The sequence below is a fragment of the Pseudomonas sp. NPDC096917 genome (assembly GCF_044762555.1).
Taxonomy (GTDB): domain Bacteria; phylum Pseudomonadota; class Gammaproteobacteria; order Pseudomonadales; family Pseudomonadaceae; genus Aquipseudomonas.
The window spans coordinates 20,786-43,924 of sequence record NZ_JBIWEO010000028.1; the positions used below are offsets into that span (position 1 = coordinate 20,786).

A 23,139-nucleotide genomic window follows, 5' to 3' on the forward strand; every position below is an offset into this window, starting at 1 on the left:
GGTTCTCTCGACGGTCTCAGTTCACAGCGGACGTCGCTTCGACATGACGCGGTAGTGTCACCCGGATACGGGTTCCGCGTTGGCTTTGAATGTCAGCCGGGCTGTCGATGGTGATTTGTCCATAATGCTCTTCAACGATGGAATAGACCAGTGCAAGGCCCAGGCCGGTGCCTTCGCCAGGGTCCTTGGTGGTGAAGAAAGGTTCGAACAATCGGTCCATGATGTTCTTCGGAATACCGGTGCCTTCGTCTTCCACGATCAGGTCGACCGTGTGTTCGCTGGCTTCGCTTTTGACGCGTACGGCACTGCCTGCAGGCGAGGCGTCGCGGGCGTTTGACAGTAAATTGATCAGCACCTGAGCCAGCCGTTGCGGGTCGCCGTCGACCCAATGGTCGGGATCGCACAGGTTATAGAACTGGACTTCAAAATTGCGCCGGTTCAGGGCTAGCAGACCAATTGCATCCTGAGCGACTTCGGCCAGACAGACGGGCTCGTCGTTGTGCTGATGACTGCCGGCGTGGGCGAAGCTCATCAACGACTGCACAATGCGCGAAATACGTTTGGTCTGTTCAAGAATCTGGCTGCTGATTTCGGTCAGCTCGCTGTCGTCTTCGCGCTCTTCGCGCAGGTTTTGCGCCAGGCAGGCGATGCCGGTTACCGGGTTACCGATTTCATGGGCCACACCCGCCGCCAGTCGACCGATGCTGGCCAGACGCTCGGAGTGCACCAATTTGTCTTCGAGCATTTGTGTTTCAGTCAAATCTTCAACCAGTAACACCAGACCACTGTTGCCCGGCGCCAACGGTTCATCAATAGCCGCCTTGTGCAGGTTTAACCAGCGCGTCTGACCGTCCAGCGCCAAGTGCTGTTTGTGCAAGTGCTCGTCGGGCAGGTCGATAAAGCCTTGCAGCAGTTCACGCCACGGGTTGGCCAGGGTACTCAGGCGCGAACCCACGACGCGTTGCGCAGGAATGCCCGTCAGCTCTTCCATGGCCTTGTTCCACATCAGGATCTCTTGATCCTTGGCCAGTGAGCACACGCCCATTGGCAGCTCTTGCAGCGTTTGACGGTGATAGCGGCGCAGGGCATCGAGTTCGGCGGCGAGCCCGGTCAGGCGCGAGTGGTAGTCCTCCAGTCGGCTTTCGATGAAATGAATGTCTTCGGTAACGTAGTTCTCGCCGCCTGATTTATAGGGCAGGAAGGTTTCGACCATGTCTTGGGCAACGCTTGGGCCCATAAGGCCTGACAGGTTGGCTTCGATTCGGTCACGCAGACGGCGCAAGGCATAAGGGCGGCGCTCGTCGAACGGCAAATACAGGTCACGCAAGGCTTGCTCGACTTCTTTCTGCGCGGCTTTGGCGCCCAAAGGCTTGGCCAGTTGGGTGGCGAACTCTTGCGGAGAGGCCGCATGCAATTCGCGACGCTGCGGGCGGCGAACGTTATCCACAGCGCAGGCTTCGGCGGCACTGGCTTCTTCGGGGCTGGCGTTGGTGAACAAGGAGATCAGGGTAAACATCAGCACGTTGGCGGCGAGCGAGGCAATGGCTGCCATGTGCCAGCTGGTATCGTCCAGCACGTAGATCATGTCCAGCCACGGGATGTAGAAACCCTGGAAGTTGCCAATCAGCGGGAACAGCATGCTGACCATCCACACCATAATCCCGGCCAGTAAACCCGCTATAAAGCCGCGTCGGTTAGCGGTGGGCCAGTACAGGACCGAGAGCACGCCCGGCAAGAATTGCAACGTGGCGACAAAGGCCACGATGCCGAGGTTGGCCAGATCCTGCTCGGCGCCCAGCAGCAGGTAGAACCCGTAGCCGGCCATGATGATGGCCACAATCAGTGCGCGGCGGGTCCACTTTAGCCAGCGGTAGATGTTGCCTTCTGCGGGCGGCTGGTAAAGCGGAAGCACCAGATGGTTCAGTGCCATGCCCGACAGCGCCAGCGTGGTGACGATAATCAACCCACTGGAAGCCGACAATCCGCCCACATAAGCCAGTAAGGCCAGGGGTTTGCTGTTGGCGGCGATGCCGATACCCAGGGTGAAGTATTCGGGATTGGTGGTGGCACCCAGTTTGAGCCCGGCCCACAGGATGAGTGGCACCGCGAGGCTCATCAACAGCAAGAACAGCGGCAAGCCCCAACTGGCGCTGACCAGCCCGCGAGGGTTGAGGTTCTCGGTGAAGGTCATGTGATACATATGCGGCATCACAATGGCCGAGGCAAAAAACACCAGCAGCAAAGTGCGCCAGGGCCCTTCTTGCAACGGTGTGTGCAGGGCTGCGAGCGCCGCCTGGTTTTGCAGCAGCCACACTTCCAGCTGCTGCGGGCCATCAAATACGCCGTACAGCGCGTAGAGGCCCACTCCGCCAATGGCCGCCAGCTTGATCACCGACTCAAAGGCAATTGCAAACACCAGCCCTTCGTGTTTTTCACGGGTAGCGATGTGCCGTGACCCGAAGAAAATTGTGAACAGGGTGATCATCGCGCAGAAGCTCAGGGCCACACGGTGCTGCACGGGCTCGCGGGTCAGGATGCTGATGGAGTCCGCCACAGCCTGGATTTGCAGGGCCAGCAGGGGTAACACGCCGATCAGCATGAAAATGGTGGTCAGTGCCCCCGCCCAGGAACTGCGAAAACGAAAGGCAAACAGGTCGGCCAGCGATGACAGCTGGTAGGTGCGGGTAATTTTTAAAATGGGATAGAGCAGCACGGGGGCCAGCAGAAACGCTCCGGAAACCCCGAGGTAGCTGGACAAAAAGCCGTAGCCGTATTCATAAGCCAGGCCCACGGTGCCGTAGAAAGCCCAAGCGCTGGCATACACGCCCAGTGACAAGGTGTAGGTCAGCGGGTGACGAATGATGGCCCGCGGGATCATGCCGCGTTCACTGATCCACGCCACACCAAACAGCACCAGCAAGTAGGCGGCGCTGACCAGCACCATCTGGGTCAGGCTAAAGCTCATCGGCATCTTTTTGGCTCTGAAGAATAAAGGTCACAACGATCAGAATCAGCCAAAGCAGATACGGCCTGTACCAGGCGCCCGTCGCGTCAATCCACCAATCCATGATGGCGGGGGAAAACAGGTAAATCCCGACAACCAGCAACAGGACCAAACGATAGATATACATCCTGCCCTCACTTTTGCTGGCCGCATGCCCTAAAAACGTGCGGCGATGGTAACGGATGGCTGGCAACCTGCAAGGGGTGTCAGCGTAATTGCGCTTCGGCCAGGGTGAGCGTGCGCGGTATTCGTTCGGCATTCCAGTGTGCGATGCCCCAATCGAGGATTTCACGCGGGCTGGCGCCAGTCAGGTACGCGTCGGGAGCCTGCCCCAATGTGCGCAAGGCACGAAGCAGCAAGGGGGATGCCTGTTCGGGGGGCAGCGGCGGTGAACGGTATGACTTGCCGAGCTTGTGGCCGTCCGGCTGTACGATCAGCGGCACGTGCAAATAGCGAGGTTGCGGCAAGCCGAGCAGTTCTTGCAGGTAGAGCTGACGCGGCGTGGAGTCGAGCAGGTCGGCGCCACGGACAATATCGGTCACGCCTTGCCAGGCATCATCGAGCACTACGGCTAATTGATAGGCGTACAGCCCGTCGCGGCGACGAATCACAAAGTCGCCGACGTCCCGGCCCAAATGCTGGCGGAATACGCCTTGCACGCGGTCTTCAAATGCATATGCCAGCTCGGGGACACGCAAACGTATGGCGGCGTTTTCCATCGAGTGACCCGCGTTGCGGCACAACCCCGGATAAATCCCGTTATAGCCTTCGAGTTGCTTGCGAGAACAGGTGCAGGCGTAGGCCAGGCCTTGGTTGAAGAGCCGATCCAACACCTGCGCGTAGGCGTCGTTGCGTTCGCTTTGGCGAACCAGCTCGCCGTCCCACTCAAAACCATAGCGTTGCAGCGCATCCAATATCGCGGCTTGGGCGCCAGGCATTTCGCGCGGAGGATCGAGGTCTTCCATACGCAACAGCCAGCGGCCACCGACGGAGCGGGCATCAAGGTAAGAGGCGAGGGCGGCTACCAGCGAGCCAAAGTGCAGATGGCCACTGGGCGTTGGGGCAAAACGCCCGATGTATGAGGGGAGGGGAGAGGCGGTCATGGCATAGATCCTGTAGCCGCTGCCGCAGGCTGCGATGGGTGCGCAGCAGCCCTGGTGTTTTGAAGGCCCTTCGGTCCTTATCGCAGCCTGCGGCAGCGGCGACAGAGCTGGGTGACCAAATCTCACAAACGAAAATGGGGCGTTCGCACGCCCCATTTGTTCAAGCCGACGATTATTTGCCGACTTGTTTTTCCTTGATTTCAGCCAAGGTTTTGCAGTCTACGCACATATCCGCTGTGGGACGTGCTTCGAGCCGGCGGATACCGATTTCGACGCCGCAGGACTCGCACCAACCGTATTCTTCGTCTTCGATCAGTTGCAAGGTCTTGTCAATTTTCTTGATTAGCTTGCGCTCGCGATCGCGGGCACGCAGTTCCAGGCTGAATTCTTCTTCCTGGCTAGCGCGGTCAGCTGGATCAGGGAAGTTGGCCGCTTCGTCTTTCATGTGATCAACGGTGCGGTCGACTTCCTGCATCAAGTCCTGTTTCCACTTTTGCAGAATTTTGGTGAAGTGCTTGCGCATGGGCTCGCCCATGTACTCTTCACCCTTCTGTTCAACGTAGGGTTCGAAGCCGCTAAGTTGACTATTCTGTTGCTTTGCTTGTGTGGGCATGAAATGGACCGCCTCTCATTCTTCTAATCCATTGCGCAGGATTGCAACATCACCGACACCTGCCGGCCCTGCGGCTGCAAGCGGGCGAACTTACCAGATCAAATCGGGCCGCGCTACTCCCGGTTGTCTAGCCCATTGTCAGTTGTTGTGTACAGAGCCTGTGATGCTTGAGATTAGTGGCTAATTAATAATTTTAGTCGAGCTATGACCGACGCTTGCGTCGTTTGGTTCTAGTCACAGGCAGTCTAAGACTCTATTTCGCTCTCCCTTGTGACAGTGCTTGGGTAGAATCGGGCTTTTGCTTACCCAGGAAGGCAGGCTCATGGCTCAGTCTTACAGTGCGCGCAGTCGCGCGATTGAACCGTTCCACGTGATGGCGTTGTTGGCGCGTGCCAACGAGCTGCAAGCGGCGGGGCACGATGTGATTCACCTGGAGATCGGTGAGCCGGACTTCACCACGGCTGAGCCGATTATTGCGGCTGGTCAGGCGGCGCTGGCTGCTGGCAAGACGCGTTATACAGCCGCGCGCGGCCTGCCTGAGTTGCGCGAAGCCATTAGCGGGTTTTACCAGCAACGCTATGGCCTGAATATTGACCCTTCCCGCATTCTGATTACTCCTGGAGGCTCCGGTGCTTTGCTTTTAGCTAGCAGCCTACTGGTTGACCCCGGTAAACACTGGCTACTTGCGGATCCGGGTTACCCATGTAACCGACACTTCCTACGCTTGGTCGAAGGTGCCGCGCAGTTGGTTCCGGTCGGTCCCGACGTTCGTTACCAACTGACCGCCGATTTGGTCGAGCGGTACTGGGATCAAGACAGCGTAGGAGCGTTGGTGGCTTCGCCGGCCAATCCGACGGGCACGATTTTAAGCCGTGATGAGCTGGCTTCGCTGTCGGCGGCCATCAAGGCGCGCAACGGTCATTTGGTGGTGGACGAGATCTATCACGGCCTGACGTATGGCTGCGAGGCGGCCAGCGTGCTGGAGGTAGATGACGGTGCGTTTGTGCTCAATAGCTTCTCCAAATATTTCGGTATGACGGGCTGGCGCCTGGGCTGGCTGGTGGCACCGCCTGAGGCCGTGGCCGATCTGGAAAAGCTCGCGCAGAACCTCTACATCAGCGCCCCGAGCATGGCGCAGTACGCTGCGCTGGCCTGTTTTGAGCCGCAAACGCTGGCCATTCTGGAAGAGCGCCGTGCCGAGTTTGGGCGTCGCCGCGATTTTCTGTTGCCGGCTTTGCGTGAGCTTGGGTTCGGCATTGCGGTTGAGCCCGAAGGTGCGTTCTATCTGTATGCCGATATCAGCGCGTTTGGCGACGATGCATTCGCTTTTTGCCGGCACTTCCTGGAAACGGAGCACGTAGCGTTCACACCTGGGTTGGATTTTGGTCGTTTTCAGGCTGGGCACCATGTTCGCTTTGCCTACACTCAAAGCCTGCCGCGCTTGCAGGAAGCCGTTGAGCGGATCGCTCGTGGCCTGCGCAGCTGGAAAAACTGATGCAGTTCTCACCCGCGTTAGAAGAAGGACGCCTGCTCAAGCGCTACAAGCGTTTTTTGGCGGACATTGAGACCGCCACGGGCGAGTTGCTGACCATCCACTGTCCAAATACGGGCTCGATGCTCAATTGTATGGTGGAGGGCGGGCAGGTTTGGTTCAGTCGCTCCAATGACCCCAAGCGCAAGTTGCCAGGCACCTGGGAAATCAGCGAAACCCCGCAAGGACGGCTGGCGTGTGTGAACACCGGACGTGCCAACCGTTTGATTGAGGAAGCGCTGTTGGCGGGCGTCATCACCGAGTTGAACGGTTTTACCGCGCTCAAGCGTGAAGTGGCTTACGGACAGGAAAACAGCCGGATTGATTTTCGTCTGGAGTACCCGGACGGTTTTGCCTTTGTCGAGGTTAAAAGCGTCACGCTGGGGTTTGATGACACGCGGGTGGCCGCTTTTCCCGATGCAGTCACACAGCGAGGCGCCAAACACTTGCGTGAGCTTGCCAGTTTGGCCCGTGACGGTGTGCGGGCCGTGCAGTTGTACTGCGTCAATCTCACCGACATCGACGCCGTGCGCCCGGCACAAGAAATCGATCCCGGTTACGCCCAAGCCCTGCAGGAAGCCGTCGCCGCCGGGGTCCAGGTGCTGGCTTATGGTGTAAGTCTTAGCTCTGATGCCGTTGTGGTTGATCGCCGGTTAGGCGTCATCCTCTGATTCTTCTGATGTTATCCAGATTCCTTGATGGTCTTCGCGGCAATTAAGGGCTGTCAGAAACTGCCCGGCACAAGGCCCGGCCACGCATTCCCCGGTCTCAATCAAAAACAGCGCGGCGTGGGTCGCGCACTGAATCAGGCTGGCGCTGGGGTCGAGGAACTGATTGGGGTGCCACTCCAACGGTACACCGCGATGCGGGCAGCGGTTTTTGTAGACATAGACCTGGCCGTCTCGGCGAACCGCGAACACGCGTGTCGCGTCCTGTTCGAAACCCAGGCTGGCGCCTTCGGCCAGCGCTTCAGAGGGGCATAAAAACGTCATTGCAATCCTTAACCTACTCTGTTGATTGGGGTAGATAGCGCGCAAGGGGTTGGTTAAGAGGTTGACGCGCAAATGCAAACAATTATCAAATGGCCGCTTGCTCTGCGATGTGCTGTTTTGACTGCGCGGCAAAACTGTTGTCCCGTTGTGCCCTCTTATCAAGGAACGCCCTCTATGCGCTTGAGTACCCGCCTGACAATGCTTTGTGCAGGCCTTGTGATCAGTCATGCCAGTTTGGCTGGTGAGTTGCCACAACGTTGGGTCAGCGCTGGGGGCGCGCTTTCTGAGTGGGTCAGCGCATTAGGTGCAGAGTCTAAATTGGTTGGGGTCGATACCACCAGTCAGCATCCTGAATCACTTAAATCCCTGCCCAGTATTGGCTATCAGCGTCAGCTCTCGGCGGAAGGGATTTTAAGTTTGAAGCCGGACGTTTTGATCGGCACAGACGAAATGGGGCCACCCCCAGTTGTGGCGCAGATTCGCAATGCGGGTGTCTTGGTCGAAATGTTCTCAGCAGAGCCTGACCTGGCGAGCTTGCAGGGCACGCTTACGCATTTGGGGCGGCTGCTTGGTGAGGAGGCGCAGGCGGCGCAGTTGTTCAAGGCTTATCAACAACAGCTGGACGAGCACCAGCAGCAGGTCAAACAGGCGCAGACGAATCACTCGTCACCCGGCGTGCTGCTATTGCTCGGGCATGCAGGTGGCAAGCCGTTGATCGCTGGCAAAGACACCGCAGCAGATTGGCTGCTGACTCAGGCAGGCGGGCACAACCTGGCGACTCACACCGGCTACAAACCTTTTTCCGTCGAAGCGCTGGCAGGTCTGGACCCTGAAGTGCTGGTATTTGCAGACCGCAGCCTCACCGGGGAGCAGGCACGTAAAGCGCTGATGAAGCAGAACCCTATTCTGGCTTCGTTCCGTGCCGTCAAAGAGGGCCGCATTTATGAGTTGGACCCAACGCTTCTGGTGGGCGGCCTGGGCCCTCGTTTGCCGGCCAGTTTGAAGCAATTGACCGCTAAGTTTTACCCTGCGACTTCGGCCAATCCATGAGAACGCTGGTTAAACCGCGTCCTTTGTTTATTGGGCTGAGTGCGCTGTGCATGCTTGCAATCTGGTTGTCACTGGCGCTGGGGCCGGTCAGCTTGCCGCTATTTGACACGTTGCGGGCTGCACTGCGTTTGATCGGCGTGCCGATTCAGGGTGAAGGGTTGGAGCAAGCCGAGTTGATTCTGGGGCAGATTCGTTTGCCTCGGACACTCCTCGGACTGGCGGTCGGCGGGGTGCTGGCGCTGTCAGGTGTGGCCATGCAAGGACTGTTTCGTAACCCTCTGGCCGACCCGGGTTTGGTGGGGGTGTCCAGTGGCGCCGCGTTAGGGGCGGCGATTGCGATTGTTGGCGGTGCGGCATTTGGCGGACTGCCAGATGTCATGGGGCCGTATTTGCTGTCGCTCTGTGCATTTCTCGGTGGGTTGGGTGTGACTGCGTTGGTGTACCGGCTTGGTCGACGTAACGGTCAGACCAATGTCGCGGTGATGTTGCTGGCGGGTATCGCGTTGACGGCGTTGGCCGGCTCTGCCGTCGGGTTGTTTACGTACCTGGCCGATGACGCAACGTTGCGCACATTGACGTTCTGGAATCTGGGCAGCCTGAACGGCGCCAGTTATTCACGTCTGTGGCCTTTGCTGATTGTCACTGCGGGGGTTGCCTTGTGGCTGCCGCGCCGCGCCAGTGCGCTCAATGCGTTGTTACTGGGTGAGTCTGAAGCCAATCATTTGGGCGTCAATGTCGAGGGCCTGAAGCGTGAGTTAGTGTTTTGCACCGCATTGGGCGTCGGTGCGGCGGTGGCCGCGGCAGGCATGATCGGTTTTGTCGGCTTGGTGGTGCCGCACTTGGTACGACTGCTGGCGGGCCCTGATCATCGGGTGTTGTTGCCCGCGTCGATATTGGCTGGCGCAGCTTTGCTGCTCTTTGCCGATCTGATTGCGCGCCTGGCCTTGGCCCCGGCAGAACTGCCGATTGGTATTGTGACTGCGTTTTTGGGCGCGCCGTTTTTCCTTTTCTTGCTGTTGCGAGGCCGCCACTGATGCTACGCACAGAACATTTGCAGATTCGCCGCGGTTCAAAAGTGGTATTGGCTGATGTCACCCTCGATGTTCGTCCGGGCGAAGTATTGGGCGTACTGGGTCCAAATGGCGCGGGTAAAAGCACGCTGTTGGCGGCGTTGTGCGGGGAGTTGGCACCGACCCATGGGCAAGTCTGGCTCGATGATCAGGCCTTGAGTCACTGGAAGGGCGGCGAGCGGGCGCAACGTCTTGCTGTGTTGCCACAAACCTCGACCCTCGACTTCGGGTTTCGTGTTGAAGAAGTGGTGGGCATGGGCCGCTTGCCGCATCAGACCGGGAGCGTGCGTGACGCCGAGATTATCTGCGCGGCCTTGCAAGCGGCGGATGTCGAACATCTATCAGGTCGCAGCTATCTGGCTTTGTCGGGCGGAGAGCGTCAGCGGGTTCATCTGGCGCGAGTGCTGGCGCAATTATGGCCAGGGCAAAATGGGCAAACGTTATTGCTCGATGAGCCAACCTCGATGCTTGATCCTTTGCATCAGCACACAACCTTGAAAGCTATCCGCGCATTCGCCGATCTCGGTGCCGCGGTATTGATCATCCTGCATGACTTGAACCTGGCTGCGCGTTATTGCGATCGCCTGCTACTGCTTGAAGACGGGCGCCCACGTGCGCTGGATTGCCCGCAACAGGTGTTGCAGCCGCAGTTGCTCAAAGCCGTGTTTGGTCTGGATGTATTGGTGCAGCCGCACCCTGAGCTAGGTCATCCAGTGATTATTGCGCGCTAGCAGGTTGATGCCTGCCTCCTGCGTGAGGGGCTTACCCGCGATGGCCACTGCGCGGTTTGACAGAGGAACCCTATCGTCTGTATCGCTGGTAGCCAGGCTCCTTCAGAATTTTCGCTGCATTTGAAACACTACTCGCTTAACTGACCGGCATTGCGCGAGCCGATAGCTGGTTTGCAGACAGCTTTTCAGTAGGCAAAAAAAGACCCGGCAAGAGCCGGGTCAAATAACCGTGATTAGCCTGATGAGGAGATTTTCTGAGAGTCCGAACCAAGGGCTTTTCAGAAGATCGGCTGGCCTCGCGACCAGATGGCGTAATAATAACAATTCTCATTTCCGTGTCAACACCTGTTTTTGAGCTTTTTTAGCGGCCCCGATAAACGGTGTTTGCTAACTTTTTTTCAGTGTCGACAAACTCTCCACTTGCTTGTTCAGAAACACTTTTCGCTCCGTCGGTATATCGTTCCAGTGAACGTCCAGCAGGGCTCCTTCAATGGCATACAGCAGCACTTTCGATGCTCGGAACCCTCGAGCCTTGACGGCTCGGTAGGCATCAACGGCCCCAAGGCGCCTTAAGTCCGAGGCACTGTGGATACCCACTGCGTGCAGCCATTGTGCTGAGGTTTTTCCAAGGTTTTTTAGATGCTGGAGTTCATCGTGCATCAGCCCTCCTTGCGACGGCGTGAGCTCAGCGTTTACGAGATAAAACGTATCTGTATGAGTGTAGCGGCTGATAGGAAAGTCGCCGTGCGTTAGTCGTTTTTGGAACAAGCAGGGGGGATAGATGAAGAAGTTTGCGCTAGGCCACTATGAGTAAATGGCTGAGATGCAGAGGCTAGAGCATCTGCCATGCGTTTAAAGTTACAGCCCAACGCCGCGCGGGTATTGAGCTGGGTGTCGTATTTGCTTTATTTGGTGCGGTAGCGCAAACGCGTACCGAAATTAACAGACATCAGAATTTCATCAGCCGTCAGTTCGACCGGGAAATACGCGCCCGAAATTTGCGCATGGGCGAGGCTGGCGCCTTCGATGCACGTATTGCGCAAGTCCACGCCGCGTAGGTCTGCCGAGCGAAAATAGCCATCGGTAAAGTCCACCCCGTCGGCATTTAACGTTCGCAAGTCCAACCCGCGAAAGTCTCCGCCGCGCATATCGATGTGCCCGGGGGGGCGCTGCTGGTTAAACCCGTCGATATCGTCTTTATGCAGTAGTGAGTAGAGCGCCGATTCAAGCAAGGCTGGGCGGCTCATGGGGCGTCTCCTGAGGGATGTGCACGCTAGTATTATAGTGCCACTATTGGTGCGCCGTGAAACCCTTGCAGCTTCACGGCGCGTACCTGCATTTACAGACCAGGCAGGCGTTTGCGGATGTCGCTGATCAGCGTATCGAGGCTTTTGCTGTTGTTGGTTTCAACGCGCTTGCTGCGCAGGATTTCATCCGCACCGAGTGCTTCGCGGCTGGCTTGTTGTGCCTTGACGACTTCGATGGTGGCGTCAGACGGATCGCTGCCAATGCTTTGGCGGTGGGCCAACCAGCCTTCGATCACGGCGTCTGGTGCGGTGCAATCGAGTATCAGGCACGGTACGCCAGTGGCCTCCGCCACTTTGGCTGCGGCATCGCGTTGTTTGCGTGTGAGATAGGTCGCGTCAATGACCACGGGGAAGCCAGCACGCAGAACGATGTCTGCCAGTTCATGTAGTTTGTTGTAGGTAGCAGCGCTGGCGTCGGCGCTGTAAATGCCTTGGCCGACGGCGTTGTCAGTGTTTTGTTCGCCGAACAATTGTTTGCGGACAACGTCGGAGCGCAAACGAATGGCACCCAGCGATTCAACCAGGCGCATGGCAACGGAGCTTTTACCGACAGCCGAAACGCCGTGGGTAATGGTCAGGAAGCGTGAAGGAATCGTGCTGTAGCTTTCCGCCAGGTTGGCATAGTTGCGGTATTGGCGCAGGGTGGCGGCACGCTGAACGGCGCTGGCCTCGGCTGGCATGCTGAACAGACTGACTTTGGCGCGAACCAGAGCCCGGTAGGCTTTGTAGAAGTTCAGCAGCTCAAGGCCCTGATAGTCGCCGGTCAGTTCCAGGTACTGGCTGACAAACCGTCGTGCCAGGGATTTTAGGCCACGGTCTTCAAGGTCCATGGCCAGGAACCCTGCGTCGGCATACACGTCCGTAAAGCGGAAAGGTTCGTTGAATTCGATACAGTCGAAAATCACCACCTTGCCGTCGATTATTGTGGCGTTGCCCAAATGAATATCACCGTGGCACTCGCGGATAAAGCCTTGTGCCTTGCGTTGTTCCAGAAGCGGTTTGAGCCGGGTGAAGCTGGCTTCAGCCCAGGCCTGAAGTGCCTCGAGTTGCTGTAAGTCGGCCTTGTCCGAAAGGAAAGGGCGAATCTGCTCGAAGTTTTGGCGCACCGGCTCCATGACGGCATCGGGGGTGCCTTGGTGGTGTTCCAGCGGAACATGCGGGGCATGAGCATGGAAATGGGCGATTTGCTGGGCCATCTCGTCGATGTGCGCGGCAGTCAGTTCGCCATTGGCTTGCAGTGTGCTCAGCAATTGGCTTTGTGGGAATTGGCGCATTTTTAGTGCGTATTCGATGACTGGGCCATCACCGCCCAGTTGTGGCGCTTCAACGGTGCCGGTGATGGGCAATACGTCGAGGTACAGACCTTCGGTCAGGCGTTGGTTGAGGCGCAGTTCTTCGTTGCAAAAGAATTGGCGGGCGCTGAGTTCGGTGAAGTCAAGAAAGCCGAAGTTAACCGGTTTTTTGAGTTTGTAGGCATAGGGCCCGGTGAGGATGACCCAGGAAATGTGGGTCTCGATAACCTGAAACCCGTCGATTTTATGCGGGTATAAGCTCGGATCTTGTAACGCGGCAATCAGGTTCTGGCTCACAGTCGGTCCTTCTAAGGCGGGAAAATTCGATGCGCCATTATGGCTGTTGACAGCGGTCGTGCAAACCGCCGGACGCGCATGATGATCCTGAGCAAAGTGCGTATAATCCCGCGCCATGACTCGATCTCGATCCCCCCGTACTCGCTCCAAACGTCCTTCTGGCGGCCTTCGGCCCTGGCTGGGCTGGGCCCTGAAGCTCAGCCTGGTTGGCCTGGTTGTGCTGGCAGGTTTTGCTGTTTACCTCGATGCCATCGTTCAGGAGAAGTTCTCCGGCAAGCGCTGGAGCATCCCTGCCAAGGTCTATGCGCGGCCGCTGGAGCTGTTCGTCGGCCAGAAGTTGAGCAAGAACGACTTCCTGACGGAGCTCGATGCGCTGGGCTATCGCCGCGAAAGTGTGGTCAATGGCCCCGGCGCGGCGTCGGTGAATGGCAACACGGTTGACCTCAACACACGCGGCTTCCAGTTTTATGAAGGCGCCGAGCAGGCGCAGCCTGTGCGTGTCCGGTTTTCTGGCGACTATGTATCAGAGCTTTCCGCGACCAATGGCGCCAAGTTACCCGTAGTACGGCTTGAGCCGCTGTTGATTGGCGGTATTTATCCGAAAAACCTTGAAGACCGCATTCTGATCAATATCGATCAGGCCCCACCGTATCTGCTCGATACGCTGGTAGCGGTAGAGGACCGCGATTTTTATCATCACTTTGGCGTGTCGCCCAAGTCGATCATTCGTGCCATGTGGGTCAATACGTCGTCCGGGCAAATGCGCCAGGGTGGCAGTACGTTGACTCAGCAGTTGGTCAAGAACTTTTACCTGACCAACGAACGCAGCCTGACCCGCAAACTGACTGAAGCGATGATGGCGCTGCTGTTGGAGATGCATTACGACAAACGCGAGATTCTTGAGGCGTACCTCAACGAGGTGTTTGTCGGCCAGGACGGCCAGCGTGCCGTGCACGGTTTTGGTTTGGCCAGTCAGTTCTTCTTTAGTCAGCCGTTGTCTGAACTCAAGCTGCACCAAGTGGCGTTGCTGGTGGGGATGGTCAAGGGGCCTTCTGCTTATAACCCGCGTCGTTACCCTGAGCGGGCGCTCGAGCGCCGTAACCTGGTGCTCGATTTGCTGGAGCAGCAGGGTGTAGCCACTGCTGAGCAGGTTGCCGCTGCCAAGAAAATGCCGCTGGGTGTGACCAAGCGAGGCAGTTTGGCGGACAGTTCTTTCCCGGGCTTCCTGGACCTGGTCAAACGTCAATTGCGTGAGGATTATCGCGACGAAGACTTGACCGAAGAAGGCCTGCGGATCTTCACCAGTTTCGATCCGATTTTGCAGATGAAATCTGAAGCGGCTGTAGGCGATACGTTTAAACGTCTGGCCGGGCGTAAAGGTTCGGATGAAGTCGAAGCGGCGATGGTGGTGACCAACCCTGAAACCGGTGAAGTTCAAGCGTTGATCGGCAGCCGTTTGCCGGGCTATGCGGGCTTTAACCGGGCGCTGGATGCGGTACGTCCAATTGGTTCGTTGATCAAGCCGGCGGTTTATCTGACGGCACTTGAGCGGCCGAGCCAGTTCACGCTGACGAGTTGGTTGTCGGATGAACCGATATCGGTCAAAGGTGCCGATGGCCAGGTCTGGACGCCGCAGAACTATGACCGTCGCTCGCACGGTACGATTTTCCTTTATCAGTCGATGATGAACTCCTACAACCTCGGTACTGTTCGGTTGGGACAGCAAGTCGGCGTGCCTAATGTGCTCAAGACGCTTGCGCGGCTTGGTGTTGAGCGTGAGTTTCCGGCGTTCCCATCCATGCTGCTGGGGGCTGGGGCGCTGAGCCCGATGGAAGTGGCGACGATGTATCAAACATTGGCCAACGGTGGTTTCAATACGCCAATGCGCGGAATTCGCAGTGTGTTGACGGCTGAAGGTCAGCCGCTGAAACGTTATCCGTTCCAGATCCAGCAGCGCTTCGATCCGGCGTCTATTTACCTTATTCAGACCGCGATGCAGCACGTGATGCGCGAAGGTACGGGGCGTTCGGTCTATAACGTGTTACCGAAAAATCTCACGTTGGCGGGTAAAACCGGTACCAGTAATGATTCGCGTGACAGCTGGTTTGCAGGTTTCAGTCAGGACTTGCTGGCGGTGGTGTGGCTGGGCCGCGATGACAACGGTAAAACGCCATTTACTGGCGCGAGCGGTGCATTGCAGGTATGGACCAGCTTTATGAGTAAGGCTGATCCATTGCCGCTTGATATGCCGCAGCCGGATAACATTGTTCAGGCCTGGATTGATCCGCATACCGGGCAAGGCTCTGCCGCTGACTGCCCGGGCGCGGTGCAGATGCCGTATATTCGCGGCAGTGAGCCGCCTGCGGGGGCCGGTTGTAGCGCTCAGGCGCCAGCGACAGGCGAAGCCGTGATGGATTGGGTCAAGGGCTGGTTGAATTAAGCAAAGAGGGTTTGACGTGAATAAGTGGTGGATTCCGGCTGTTTCAGCCCTGGCTTTGCTCAATGGTTGCGCCAGCGTGCCACAGGGTTCGATCCCTGTGGTCGATTCCGGTGTTCCGGTGTCGAACAGCGAACGCGTTTCGTCGCAGCGTACGACAAATAGTTACCCGCAGGCTGCCGCGACGCGTGTAACGCAGGCTCAGGCGATTCCTCAGGATTCGGGTGTGGTGGTGATGATCCCGGGTGGTGGTGCGGCCGTTTCGACGCCGATCAGCAGCGAGCCTTTCACGCCAGGGCCTATAACCCCAGGTCCTGCAGCGGTTGCGCCGATCAGCACGGGTAGTTACACGCCGTCAACGACGTACAGTGCTCCAGCACCTATTACGCCGAGCGGGATTCCGTCCAGCAGCAATGGCCTGGCCGCTGATGAGCAGTTGGATGGGCCGGTATTGGCATTGCTGACTACGGCTCAGCAGCAACAGGCGAGTGGCGACTTGAACGGCGCTTCGTCGAGCCTTGAGCGGGCGCAGCGTGTGGCGCCTCGTGAACCGCAGGTGCTTTATCGCCTGGCGCAAGTGCGTATGGCCCAGGGCGATGCAGCCCAGGCTGAGCAGTTTGCTCGTCGTGGTTTGAGCTTTGCCAGTGGCCGTCCGGATTTGCAGGCGAGCTTGTGGGCGTTGATCGCCCAGGCGCGAGACAAGCAAGGTGATGCAGCGGGCGCTGCTTTGGCGCGTCAAAAAGCCAAGGTTAGTCTCTGATGGATGTCCGATTTCCGGCGATTGCCGAACAACTATTGCTGATTGAGCGTGAGTTGCGCGTTCAGGGCTGGTGGGACGAGGAGCCGCCTAGCGCTGAAGCTCTGAACAGTGTTGAGCCTTTTTCTGTCGACACGCTGGACTTCCATCAGTGGTTGCAATGGATCTTTCTGACAAGGATGAAGTTGATCCTTGAACGGGATCTTCCACTTCCCAATGCGTCGGGGATTCTTGAGATGGCCGAGATGGTCTATGCCGATCGGCCACTAGAGAGCCTTGGATTGCGGGCAGCGCTGAAAAAGTTCGACCAATTGATCGTCGACGCTCGTTAATTGCCTGGCTGCCGGTTTTTCCGGCAGTCTTGCGCATATTTCTACCGCTTTGCGCCATTTATGCGAGTTTTATCCCTCCTCAAGTCGGTTTCTTCTATGTTCTCATGCGCTTAGTTGGAAAAAAGCGCAATTATTGCTTGACTTGGAGAGGCTGAAACAGAAGAATCCAAAGTCCGCTGTACAGGGACTGCCAGAAGCAGACCCTCTCAGCAGATCATGAGGCGCATACCCGCGCCGACCTGTTACACCCGCAACGCGTTACCTCGCGCTGGGTGGGAAAACCCCGCAACATTTGGGGACTCCCAATACTTGCTCAGTCAGTGCTGACGTAGTCGGCGACCACCGTCGCTCATGCTCTGCTGAGAAGTAAACCTATTAAGACCCGTTCGTATTTTTGCGCACGGTATTCTGGCGTTTTAGAGGTGAACAACGTGGAGCTTTTATCTGGCGGTGAGATGCTCGTCCGCTTTTTGCGCGACGAAGGTGTCAAATATATTTACGGGTACCCTGGTGGTGCTCTCCTGCATGTCTACGATGCACTGTTCAAGGAACCGGATGTGACCCACATCCTGGTTCGTCATGAACAAGCTGCTACCCATATGGCTGACGGCTATGCCCGTGCTACCGGTAAAGCCGGTGTGGTACTGGTAACTTCCGGGCCGGGTGCTACCAACGCTATCACCGGTATTGCGACTGCCTACATGGACTCCATTCCGATGGTGATCATTTCTGGTCAGGTGCCTAGCACTATGGTCGGGACTGATGCCTTCCAGGAAACCGACATGATCGGTATCTCGCGGCCTATCGTGAAGCACAGCTTCATGATCAAGCATGCGTCGGAAATCCCGGAGGTCATGAAAAAGGCGTTCTATCTCGCGCAATCCGGCCGTCCTGGTCCGGTGGTGGTCGATATTCCGAAAGACATGACCAACCCGGCTGAAAAGTTCGAATACGTTTTCCCGAAAAAAGCCAAGCTGCGCTCTTACAGCCCGGCTGTGCGTGGGCACTCGGGACAAATCCGCAAAGCGGTAGAAATGCTTCTGGCGGCCAAACGTCCGGTTCTGTACGCAGGCGGCGGCGTTATCTTGGGGGGCGGTGCTGCACCGTTAACCGAGCTGGCGAAAATGCTTAACGTTCCCGTGACCAATACGCTGATGGGCTTGGGTGCATACCCGGGCACCGACCGTCAGTTTATTGGCATGCTCGGCATGCACGGTAGCTTCACCGCCAACATGACCATGCATAACGCTGATGTCATCCTGGCTGTGGGGGCGCGTTTTGATGACCGAGTCATCAACGGAGCTTCCAAGTTCTGCCCGAACGCCAAAATCATCCATGTCGATATCGACCCGGCCTCCATCTCCAAGACCATTAAGGCAGACGTGCCGATTGTCGGTCCGGTCGATAGTGTGATGACCGAAATGGTTGCGATCCTCAAGGACATTGGCGAGAAGCCAAACCCTGAAGCGGTAGCTAGCTGGTGGAAGCAGATTGATGAGTGGCGCGGTGATCGCGGCCTGTTCCCTTACGACAAAGGCGACGGTAGCAAGATCAAGCCACAAGCTGTGATCGAGATGCTCTGCGAAGTCACCAAGGGCGATGCTTTTGTGACATCCGATGTGGGCCAGCACCAGATGTTCGCCGCTCAGTACTACCGTTTCAACAAGCCTAATCGCTGGATCAACTCGGGCGGTCTGGGCACGATGGGCTTCGGTTTCCCGGCTGCGATGGGTGTAAAACTGAGCTTCCCAGATGCTGACGTCGCTTGTGTGACGGGCGAGGGCAGTATTCAGATGAACATTCAAGAGTTGTCGACATGCTTGCAGTATGGCCTGCCGGTAAAAATCATCAGCCTGAACAACGGTGTTCTCGGTATGGTGCGCCAGTGGCAGGACATGAATTACGGCAGCCGTCATTCGCACTCTTATATGGAGTCGCTGCCTGACTTCGTCAAATTGGCCGAGGCCTATGGGCATGTGGGTATTCGGATCACCGATCTCAAAGACCTGAAGCCCAAGATGGAAGAAGCCTTCGCCATGAAAGATCGCCTGGTGTTCCTGGATATACAGGTTGATACCAGTGAGCACGTTTATCCGATGCAGATCAAAGATGGCTCCATGCGCGACATGTGGCTGAGCAAGACGGAGCGTACTTAATCATGCGGCACATTATTTCTTTGCTTCTTGAAAACGAACCCGGTGCTCTGTCTCGCGTGGTTGGGCTGTTCTCGCAACGTAACTACAACATCGAAAGCTTGACGGTAGCGCCCACAGAAGACCCGACCTTGTCGCGTCTGACGTTGACGACCGTGGGGCATGATGAAGTGATTGAGCAGATCACCAAAAACCTGAACAAGCTGATCGAAGTGGTCAAGCTGGTGGATTTGTCGGAGAGTGCTCACATCGAGCGCGAGCTGATGTTGGTTAAGGTCAAGGCCACTGGCGCTCAGCGCGCAGAGATCAAACGCACGACGGATATTTTCCGTGGGCAAATCGTTGATGTCAGCGCCAGCGTGTACACCGTGCAGTTGACAGGCACCAGCGACAAGCTCGACAGTTTCATCCAGTCGATTGGTACCGCTTCGATCCTGGAAACAGTTCGCAGTGGCGTGACGGGTATTGCCCGTGGCGACAAAGTACTCAGCATCTAAAACTAACAAGTGCTAATGGCCTGAATGGCCTGGATACATAAAGGAAAATCATGAAAGTTTATTACGACAAAGACTGCGACCTTTCGATCATCCAGGGCAAAAAAGTAGCCATCATCGGTTACGGCTCTCAAGGTCACGCTCAAGCGTGCAACCTGAAAGATTCCGGCGTGGACGTTACTGTCGGTCTGCGTAAAGGTTCGGCTACTGTCGCCAAGGCTGAAGCTCATGGTCTGAAAGTTACTGACGTTGCCAGCGCTGTTGCCGCTGCTGATCTGGTTATGATTCTGACCCCGGACGAGTTCCAATCGTCTCTGTACAAGAACGAGATCGAGCCGAACATCAAGAAGGGCGCAACTCTGGCCTTCTCCCACGGCTTCGCGATTCACTACAACCAGGTTGTTCCGCGTGCTGACCTCGACGTCATCATGATCGCGCCAAAAGCGCCGGGCCACACTGTACGTTCCGAATTCGTTAAGGGCGGCGGCATCCCAGATCTGATCGCGATCTATCAGGACGCTTCGGGCAACGCTAAAAACGTAGCTCTGTCGTATGCAGCTGGCGTCGGTGGCGGTCGTACCGGCATCATCGAAACCACATTCAAGGACGAAACCGAAACTGACCTGTTCGGCGAACAAGCCGTTCTGTGCGGCGGTACTGTTGAGCTGGTTAAAGCTGGTTTCGAAACCTTGGTTGAAGCTGGCTACGCGCCAGAAATGGCTTACTTCGAGTGCTTGCACGAGTTGAAGTTGATCGTTGACCTCATGTACGAAGGCGGTATCGCCAACATGAACTACTCGATCTCCAATAACGCTGAATACGGCGAGTACGTAACCGGCCCAGAAGTGATCAACGCTGAATCCCGTCAAGCAATGCGCAACGCTCTCAAGCGCATTCAAGATGGTGAATACGCGAAGATGTTCATTAGCGAAGGTGCTACCGGTTACCCATCGATGACCGCCAAGCGTCGTAACAACGCTGCTCACGGCATCGAAGTTATCGGCGAGCAACTGCGCTCGATGATGCCTTGGATCGGCGCGAACAAGATCGTCGACAAAGCAAAAAACTAAGTCAGTACGATGCAGAGAAAACGCGGCCTAGGCCGCGTTTTTTCGTTTAAGCGGCGGCTTCTGGTATAAAGCAGGATCGTTTGCGGGTGAGTGTTGGTCTGCAAGCTTCTATTGAAACTTTCCATATCGTTGCAAGGTAATGTCCATGAGCGAACGTCCCGAAGAGCCAAAACAGGCTCCTGACGCCGATAGCCTGCTACCTATCGATGAGCATGTCGAAGAAGGGCATGACGCTGAAGGTCGCAAAGTCCGGCATCGTGGTATCTATCTGCTGCCGAACCTTTTCACGACTGCGAACCTGTTCGCCGGTTTTTATTCGATCATCAGTTCCATGAGTGCCCAAAGCGCCATGAGTGCGGGTGATGCTGCGGGTGCAAGCAAGTATTTTGCGTTTGCGGCCATCGCGATCTTTGTCGCCATGGTGCTGGACGGCCTTGATGGTCGTGTTGCCCGTATGACGCATACCGAAAGCGCTTTTGGCGCTGAATACGATTCCTTGTCGGACATGGTCGCCTTTGGTGTGGCGCCCGCGTTGCTGGCGTTTGGCTGGGCGCTGGGGGACATGGGCAAGGTTGGCTGGATGGTTGCCTTCATTTATGTCGCGGGTGCTGCTTTGCGTTTGGCCCGTTTCAATACGCAGGTCGGAACTGCCGACAAGCGTTACTTCATCGGTTTGGCCAGCCCGGCTGCCGCTGGTGTCGTGGCGGGTATTGTGTGGGCGTTCAGTGATTACGGAATCCAGGGTTCGAAAATGTCATTCCTGGTGGCTTTGCTGGTGGCTGCTGCGGGCATGCTGATGGTCAGCAACATCAAGTACAACAGCTTTAAAGAGTTGGATTTGAAGGGTCGCGTACCCTTTGTCGCGATTCTGGCGGTGGTGCTGGTGTTTGCAGTGGTATTCAGTGATCCGCCGCGCATTCTGCTACTGGCTTTCCTGGCGTATGCCGCATCGGGGCCGATTCAGTATTTATTGCATCTGCGCCGTAACAAAAACGGGCAGTGATGTAATTTCTCCCATACTCCGTAGTCTATTGGTGCATCAGTCCTCCAATACTGCGGAGTTGCCATGCTCATCAAGCTGCCAAAAGCGTCCGACTGCAAAGAGTCGGACGTCACACCTGAAGCCTTCTATCTATCTCGTCGTGCATTGCTGGGCAGCTCGTTTGCAGGGTTAGCCGTGGGTGTACTTGCGCGCTGGGCGAATGCAGAGGAAGCTTCGCGCTATGCGCAGGTTGAACCGGGCAAGGCGCCAGGCTGGTTTGCTGAAAAGCTGCCGCAAACCAAATGGCAAGCGATCACGGTCAAGGGCGAGGCGATCACGCCCTTCAAGGACGCCACGCACTACAACAACTTTTATGAGTTTGGCACTGACAAAGGTGATCCTGCGCAAAACGCTGGTGCTTTGAAAACCGAGCCTTGGACAGTGGTTGTGGACGGGGAGGTTGGTAAGCCTGGGCGTTACGCGCTTGAGGATTTCATGAAGCCTTATCAGTTGGAGGAGCGGATCTACCGTTTGCGCTGTGTTGAAGCCTGGTCGATGGTGATCCCCTGGATGGGGTTTCCATTGTCTGCATTGCTCAGTCAGGTTGAACCGACATCGAAAGCTAAATACATACGTTTTGAAACCTTGCAGGACCCAAAGGTGATGCCGGGCCAGCGTTCGGGTTTTGCTTTGATTGACTGGCCTTATGTAGAAGGTTTGCGTTTGGACGAGGCGATGAATCCATTGGCTATATTGGCGGTGGGGATGTATGGCCGCGAACTACCCAATCAGAATGGTGCTCCGTTGCGCTTGGTGGTGCCGTGGAAGTATGGCTTCAAGAGTGTTAAGTCGATTGTGCGGATCAGCCTGGTTGAGACGCAGCCGAAAACCACTTGGCAGAGCATTGCGGCTGATGAGTATGGTTTCTATGCGAATGTGAATCCGCAGGTCGATCACCCTCGCTGGACTCAGGCCAGGGAGCGGCGTCTGCCGAGCAGTTTGTTCAGTCCGAATGTGCGGGATACGCAGATGTTTAATGGCTATGCGGATGAAGTCGCTTCTTTATATACCGGCCTGGATTTACGGAAGAACTACTGATGCGATTTCCTCTTTGGCGCCTTGGTGTATTCATAGCGGCGGCGATCTGGCCTTTGTATTGGCTCTATGAGGCGTGGAGCTTTGCATTGGGGCCGGACCCTGGAAAGGTATTAGTTGACCGGCTTGGTCTAGGAACACTGGTTTTGCTGCTGGTGACGTTATGCATGACGCCCATGCAAAAGCTGACAGGATGGCCGGGGTGGATTGCCGTCCGGCGCCAAATTGGGTTGTGGTGCTTTGCTTACGTGGTGCTTCATCTATGCGCTTATTTGTTCTTTGTGCTTGGGCTCGACTGGTCGCAGTTGGGGGTAGAGCTACGCAAGCGGCCTTACATTATTGTCGGCAGCTTGGGGTTCCTGTGTTTGCTGGCGCTAGCGGTGACATCCAATCGCTACAGTCAAAGGCGTATGGGGGCGAGTTGGAAAAAGCTCCATCGTTTGGTGTACGTGGTCTTGGGGTTGGGGCTGCTGCATATGTTGTGGATTGTGCGAGCTGACCTTAAAGAATGGTCGATCTATGCCTTTATAGGTGGCTGCCTTATGGTGATGCGGATACCAGCTGTGATGCGTCGAATTGCGCGTCTATATAAGAAGAAACCACAAACTGTCACTTAATTCTGAATTAGCCCTTGACTCAAATTTTCAACGGCCTATAATTCGCCCCACTTCCGGCGCAGTCGAAACGGAAAACTCCTTGTATATCAATGAGTTGGATTGGTTTTAGGCGGTGCAAGCTTCAAGTCATCGAAGCAGGAAATGAGGTGTTGACAGCAGCGTGTAACGCTGTAGAATTCGCCTCCCGCTAACGAGAGATCGAAAGCGCAAGT

The 23,139-nt window shown here is 56.5% G+C and carries 22 protein-coding genes; 14 read left to right on the forward strand and 8 right to left on the reverse strand.

From position 1 onward, the window contains the following. Nucleotides 1-16: 16 nt before the first annotated feature. From ACIQYF_RS22470 to dksA, 4 genes are all read right to left on the reverse strand, one after another. Entirely contained in the window at nt 17-2,971 is a 2,955-nt protein-coding gene (locus ACIQYF_RS22470) for a sensor histidine kinase (protein WP_402866194.1), read from the reverse strand. Further along, nucleotides 2,955-3,131 carry a hypothetical protein gene (locus ACIQYF_RS22475; protein ID WP_003176118.1) on the reverse strand — a complete coding sequence of 59 codons (177 nt, stop codon included), beginning with the start codon at nt 3,129-3,131 and terminating at the stop codon, nt 2,955-2,957. Before ACIQYF_RS22475 ends, ACIQYF_RS22470 begins: the two co-directional genes overlap by 17 nt. Before the next feature lie 79 nt (nt 3,132-3,210). Then, a complete protein-coding gene (gluQRS, locus tag ACIQYF_RS22480) occupies nt 3,211-4,107 on the reverse strand; it encodes a tRNA glutamyl-Q(34) synthetase GluQRS (protein ID WP_402866197.1) in 897 nt (298 codons plus the stop codon). A gap of 172 nt (nt 4,108-4,279) precedes the next feature. Beyond that, nucleotides 4,280-4,720, reverse strand: coding sequence for an RNA polymerase-binding protein DksA (gene dksA / locus ACIQYF_RS22485; protein WP_019410380.1), 441 nt, complete (start codon nt 4,718-4,720; stop codon nt 4,280-4,282). A 322-nt stretch (nt 4,721-5,042) separates the two neighbouring features. Here dksA and ACIQYF_RS22490 point away from each other — a divergent pair, with 322 nt between their 5' ends. Together ACIQYF_RS22490 and sfsA are read left to right on the forward strand one after the other, a co-directional pair. Beyond that, a complete protein-coding gene (locus tag ACIQYF_RS22490) occupies nt 5,043-6,215 on the forward strand; it encodes a pyridoxal phosphate-dependent aminotransferase (protein ID WP_402866200.1) in 1,173 nt (390 codons plus the stop codon). After that, a complete protein-coding gene (gene sfsA / locus ACIQYF_RS22495; RefSeq protein WP_402866202.1) occupies nt 6,215-6,922 on the forward strand; it encodes a DNA/RNA nuclease SfsA in 708 nt (235 codons plus the stop codon). The genes ACIQYF_RS22490 and sfsA overlap by 1 nt, the downstream gene beginning before the upstream one ends. On the opposite strand, the gene ACIQYF_RS22500 is transcribed toward sfsA, so the two are convergent. Next, the gene (locus ACIQYF_RS22500) at nt 6,905-7,243 is read right to left on the reverse strand and encodes a Rieske (2Fe-2S) protein (RefSeq protein ID WP_402866204.1); all 339 of its coding nucleotides are present in this window, start codon (nt 7,241-7,243) and stop codon (nt 6,905-6,907) included. The genes sfsA and ACIQYF_RS22500 overlap by 18 nt on opposite strands. Nucleotides 7,244-7,417: 174 nt before the next feature. On the opposite strand from ACIQYF_RS22500, the gene ACIQYF_RS22505 reads away from it, so the two are divergent. The 3 genes from ACIQYF_RS22505 to ACIQYF_RS22515 are packed head-to-tail and all read left to right on the forward strand — an operon-like array spanning nt 7,418 to nt 10,094. Beyond that, on the forward strand, nt 7,418-8,293 hold the full coding sequence (locus ACIQYF_RS22505; protein ID WP_402866206.1) for a hemin ABC transporter substrate-binding protein: 876 nt from the start codon (nt 7,418-7,420) through the stop codon (nt 8,291-8,293). 50 nt (nt 8,294-8,343) lie between these two features. After that, entirely contained in the window at nt 8,344-9,327 is a 984-nt protein-coding gene (locus ACIQYF_RS22510) for a FecCD family ABC transporter permease (RefSeq protein ID WP_402866208.1), read from the forward strand. Next, nucleotides 9,327-10,094 (forward strand): heme ABC transporter ATP-binding protein, encoded by a 768-nt coding sequence (locus tag ACIQYF_RS22515; protein ID WP_402866210.1) that lies wholly within the window; start codon nt 9,327-9,329, stop codon nt 10,092-10,094. The genes ACIQYF_RS22510 and ACIQYF_RS22515 overlap by 1 nt, the downstream gene beginning before the upstream one ends. A 387-nt stretch (nt 10,095-10,481) precedes the next feature. Here ACIQYF_RS22515 and ACIQYF_RS22520 read toward each other — a convergent pair whose 3' ends face one another. The 3 genes from ACIQYF_RS22520 to ACIQYF_RS22530 all read right to left on the reverse strand — a co-directional run bounded on the left by ACIQYF_RS22520 (nt 10,482) and on the right by ACIQYF_RS22530 (nt 12,990). Further along, nucleotides 10,482-10,754, reverse strand: a complete 273-nt coding sequence (locus tag ACIQYF_RS22520; RefSeq protein WP_019410373.1) for a TfoX/Sxy family protein — start codon at nt 10,752-10,754, stop codon at nt 10,482-10,484. Nucleotides 10,755-10,999: 245 nt separating this feature from the next. Beyond that, a complete protein-coding gene (locus tag ACIQYF_RS22525; protein WP_402866213.1) occupies nt 11,000-11,341 on the reverse strand; it encodes a pentapeptide repeat-containing protein in 342 nt (113 codons plus the stop codon). 92 nt (nt 11,342-11,433) lie between these two features. Then, nucleotides 11,434-12,990, reverse strand: coding sequence for an AAA family ATPase (locus tag ACIQYF_RS22530; RefSeq protein WP_402866215.1), 1,557 nt, complete (start codon nt 12,988-12,990; stop codon nt 11,434-11,436). Between the two features lie 115 nt (nt 12,991-13,105). Here ACIQYF_RS22530 and mrcB point away from each other — a divergent pair, with 115 nt between their 5' ends. The 9 genes from mrcB (at nt 13,106) to msrQ (ending at nt 22,927) form a co-directional block, all read left to right on the forward strand. Further along, nucleotides 13,106-15,430 (forward strand): penicillin-binding protein 1B, encoded by a 2,325-nt coding sequence (gene mrcB, locus ACIQYF_RS22535; protein WP_402866217.1) that lies wholly within the window; start codon nt 13,106-13,108, stop codon nt 15,428-15,430. 16 nt (nt 15,431-15,446) lie between these two features. After that, on the forward strand, nt 15,447-16,187 hold the full coding sequence (locus ACIQYF_RS22540; protein WP_402866219.1) for a tetratricopeptide repeat protein: 741 nt from the start codon (nt 15,447-15,449) through the stop codon (nt 16,185-16,187). Continuing rightward, a complete protein-coding gene (locus tag ACIQYF_RS22545) occupies nt 16,187-16,516 on the forward strand; it encodes a YqcC family protein (protein WP_402866221.1) in 330 nt (109 codons plus the stop codon). The genes ACIQYF_RS22540 and ACIQYF_RS22545 overlap by 1 nt, the downstream gene beginning before the upstream one ends. Before the next feature lie 431 nt (nt 16,517-16,947). After that, entirely contained in the window at nt 16,948-18,672 is a 1,725-nt protein-coding gene (locus ACIQYF_RS22550) for an acetolactate synthase 3 large subunit (protein ID WP_402866223.1), read from the forward strand. Nucleotides 18,673-18,674: 2 nt separating this feature from the next. After that, nucleotides 18,675-19,166: an acetolactate synthase small subunit gene (gene ilvN, locus ACIQYF_RS22555; RefSeq protein WP_019410366.1), complete on the forward strand. Its 492-nt coding sequence runs from the start codon at nt 18,675-18,677 to the stop codon at nt 19,164-19,166. 50 nt (nt 19,167-19,216) lie between these two features. Next, on the forward strand, nt 19,217-20,233 hold the full coding sequence (gene ilvC, locus ACIQYF_RS22560; protein WP_003194132.1) for a ketol-acid reductoisomerase: 1,017 nt from the start codon (nt 19,217-19,219) through the stop codon (nt 20,231-20,233). Nucleotides 20,234-20,378: 145 nt separating this feature from the next. After that, nucleotides 20,379-21,236, forward strand: a complete 858-nt coding sequence (gene pssA, locus ACIQYF_RS22565) for a CDP-diacylglycerol--serine O-phosphatidyltransferase (protein WP_402866226.1) — start codon at nt 20,379-20,381, stop codon at nt 21,234-21,236. Nucleotides 21,237-21,299: 63 nt separating this feature from the next. Next, nucleotides 21,300-22,313 (forward strand): protein-methionine-sulfoxide reductase catalytic subunit MsrP, encoded by a 1,014-nt coding sequence (msrP, locus tag ACIQYF_RS22570; RefSeq protein WP_402866228.1) that lies wholly within the window; start codon nt 21,300-21,302, stop codon nt 22,311-22,313. Continuing rightward, nucleotides 22,313-22,927: a protein-methionine-sulfoxide reductase heme-binding subunit MsrQ gene (gene msrQ / locus ACIQYF_RS22575; protein WP_402866230.1), complete on the forward strand. Its 615-nt coding sequence runs from the start codon at nt 22,313-22,315 to the stop codon at nt 22,925-22,927. The genes msrP and msrQ overlap by 1 nt, the downstream gene beginning before the upstream one ends. Nucleotides 22,928-23,139 lie beyond the last annotated feature (212 nt).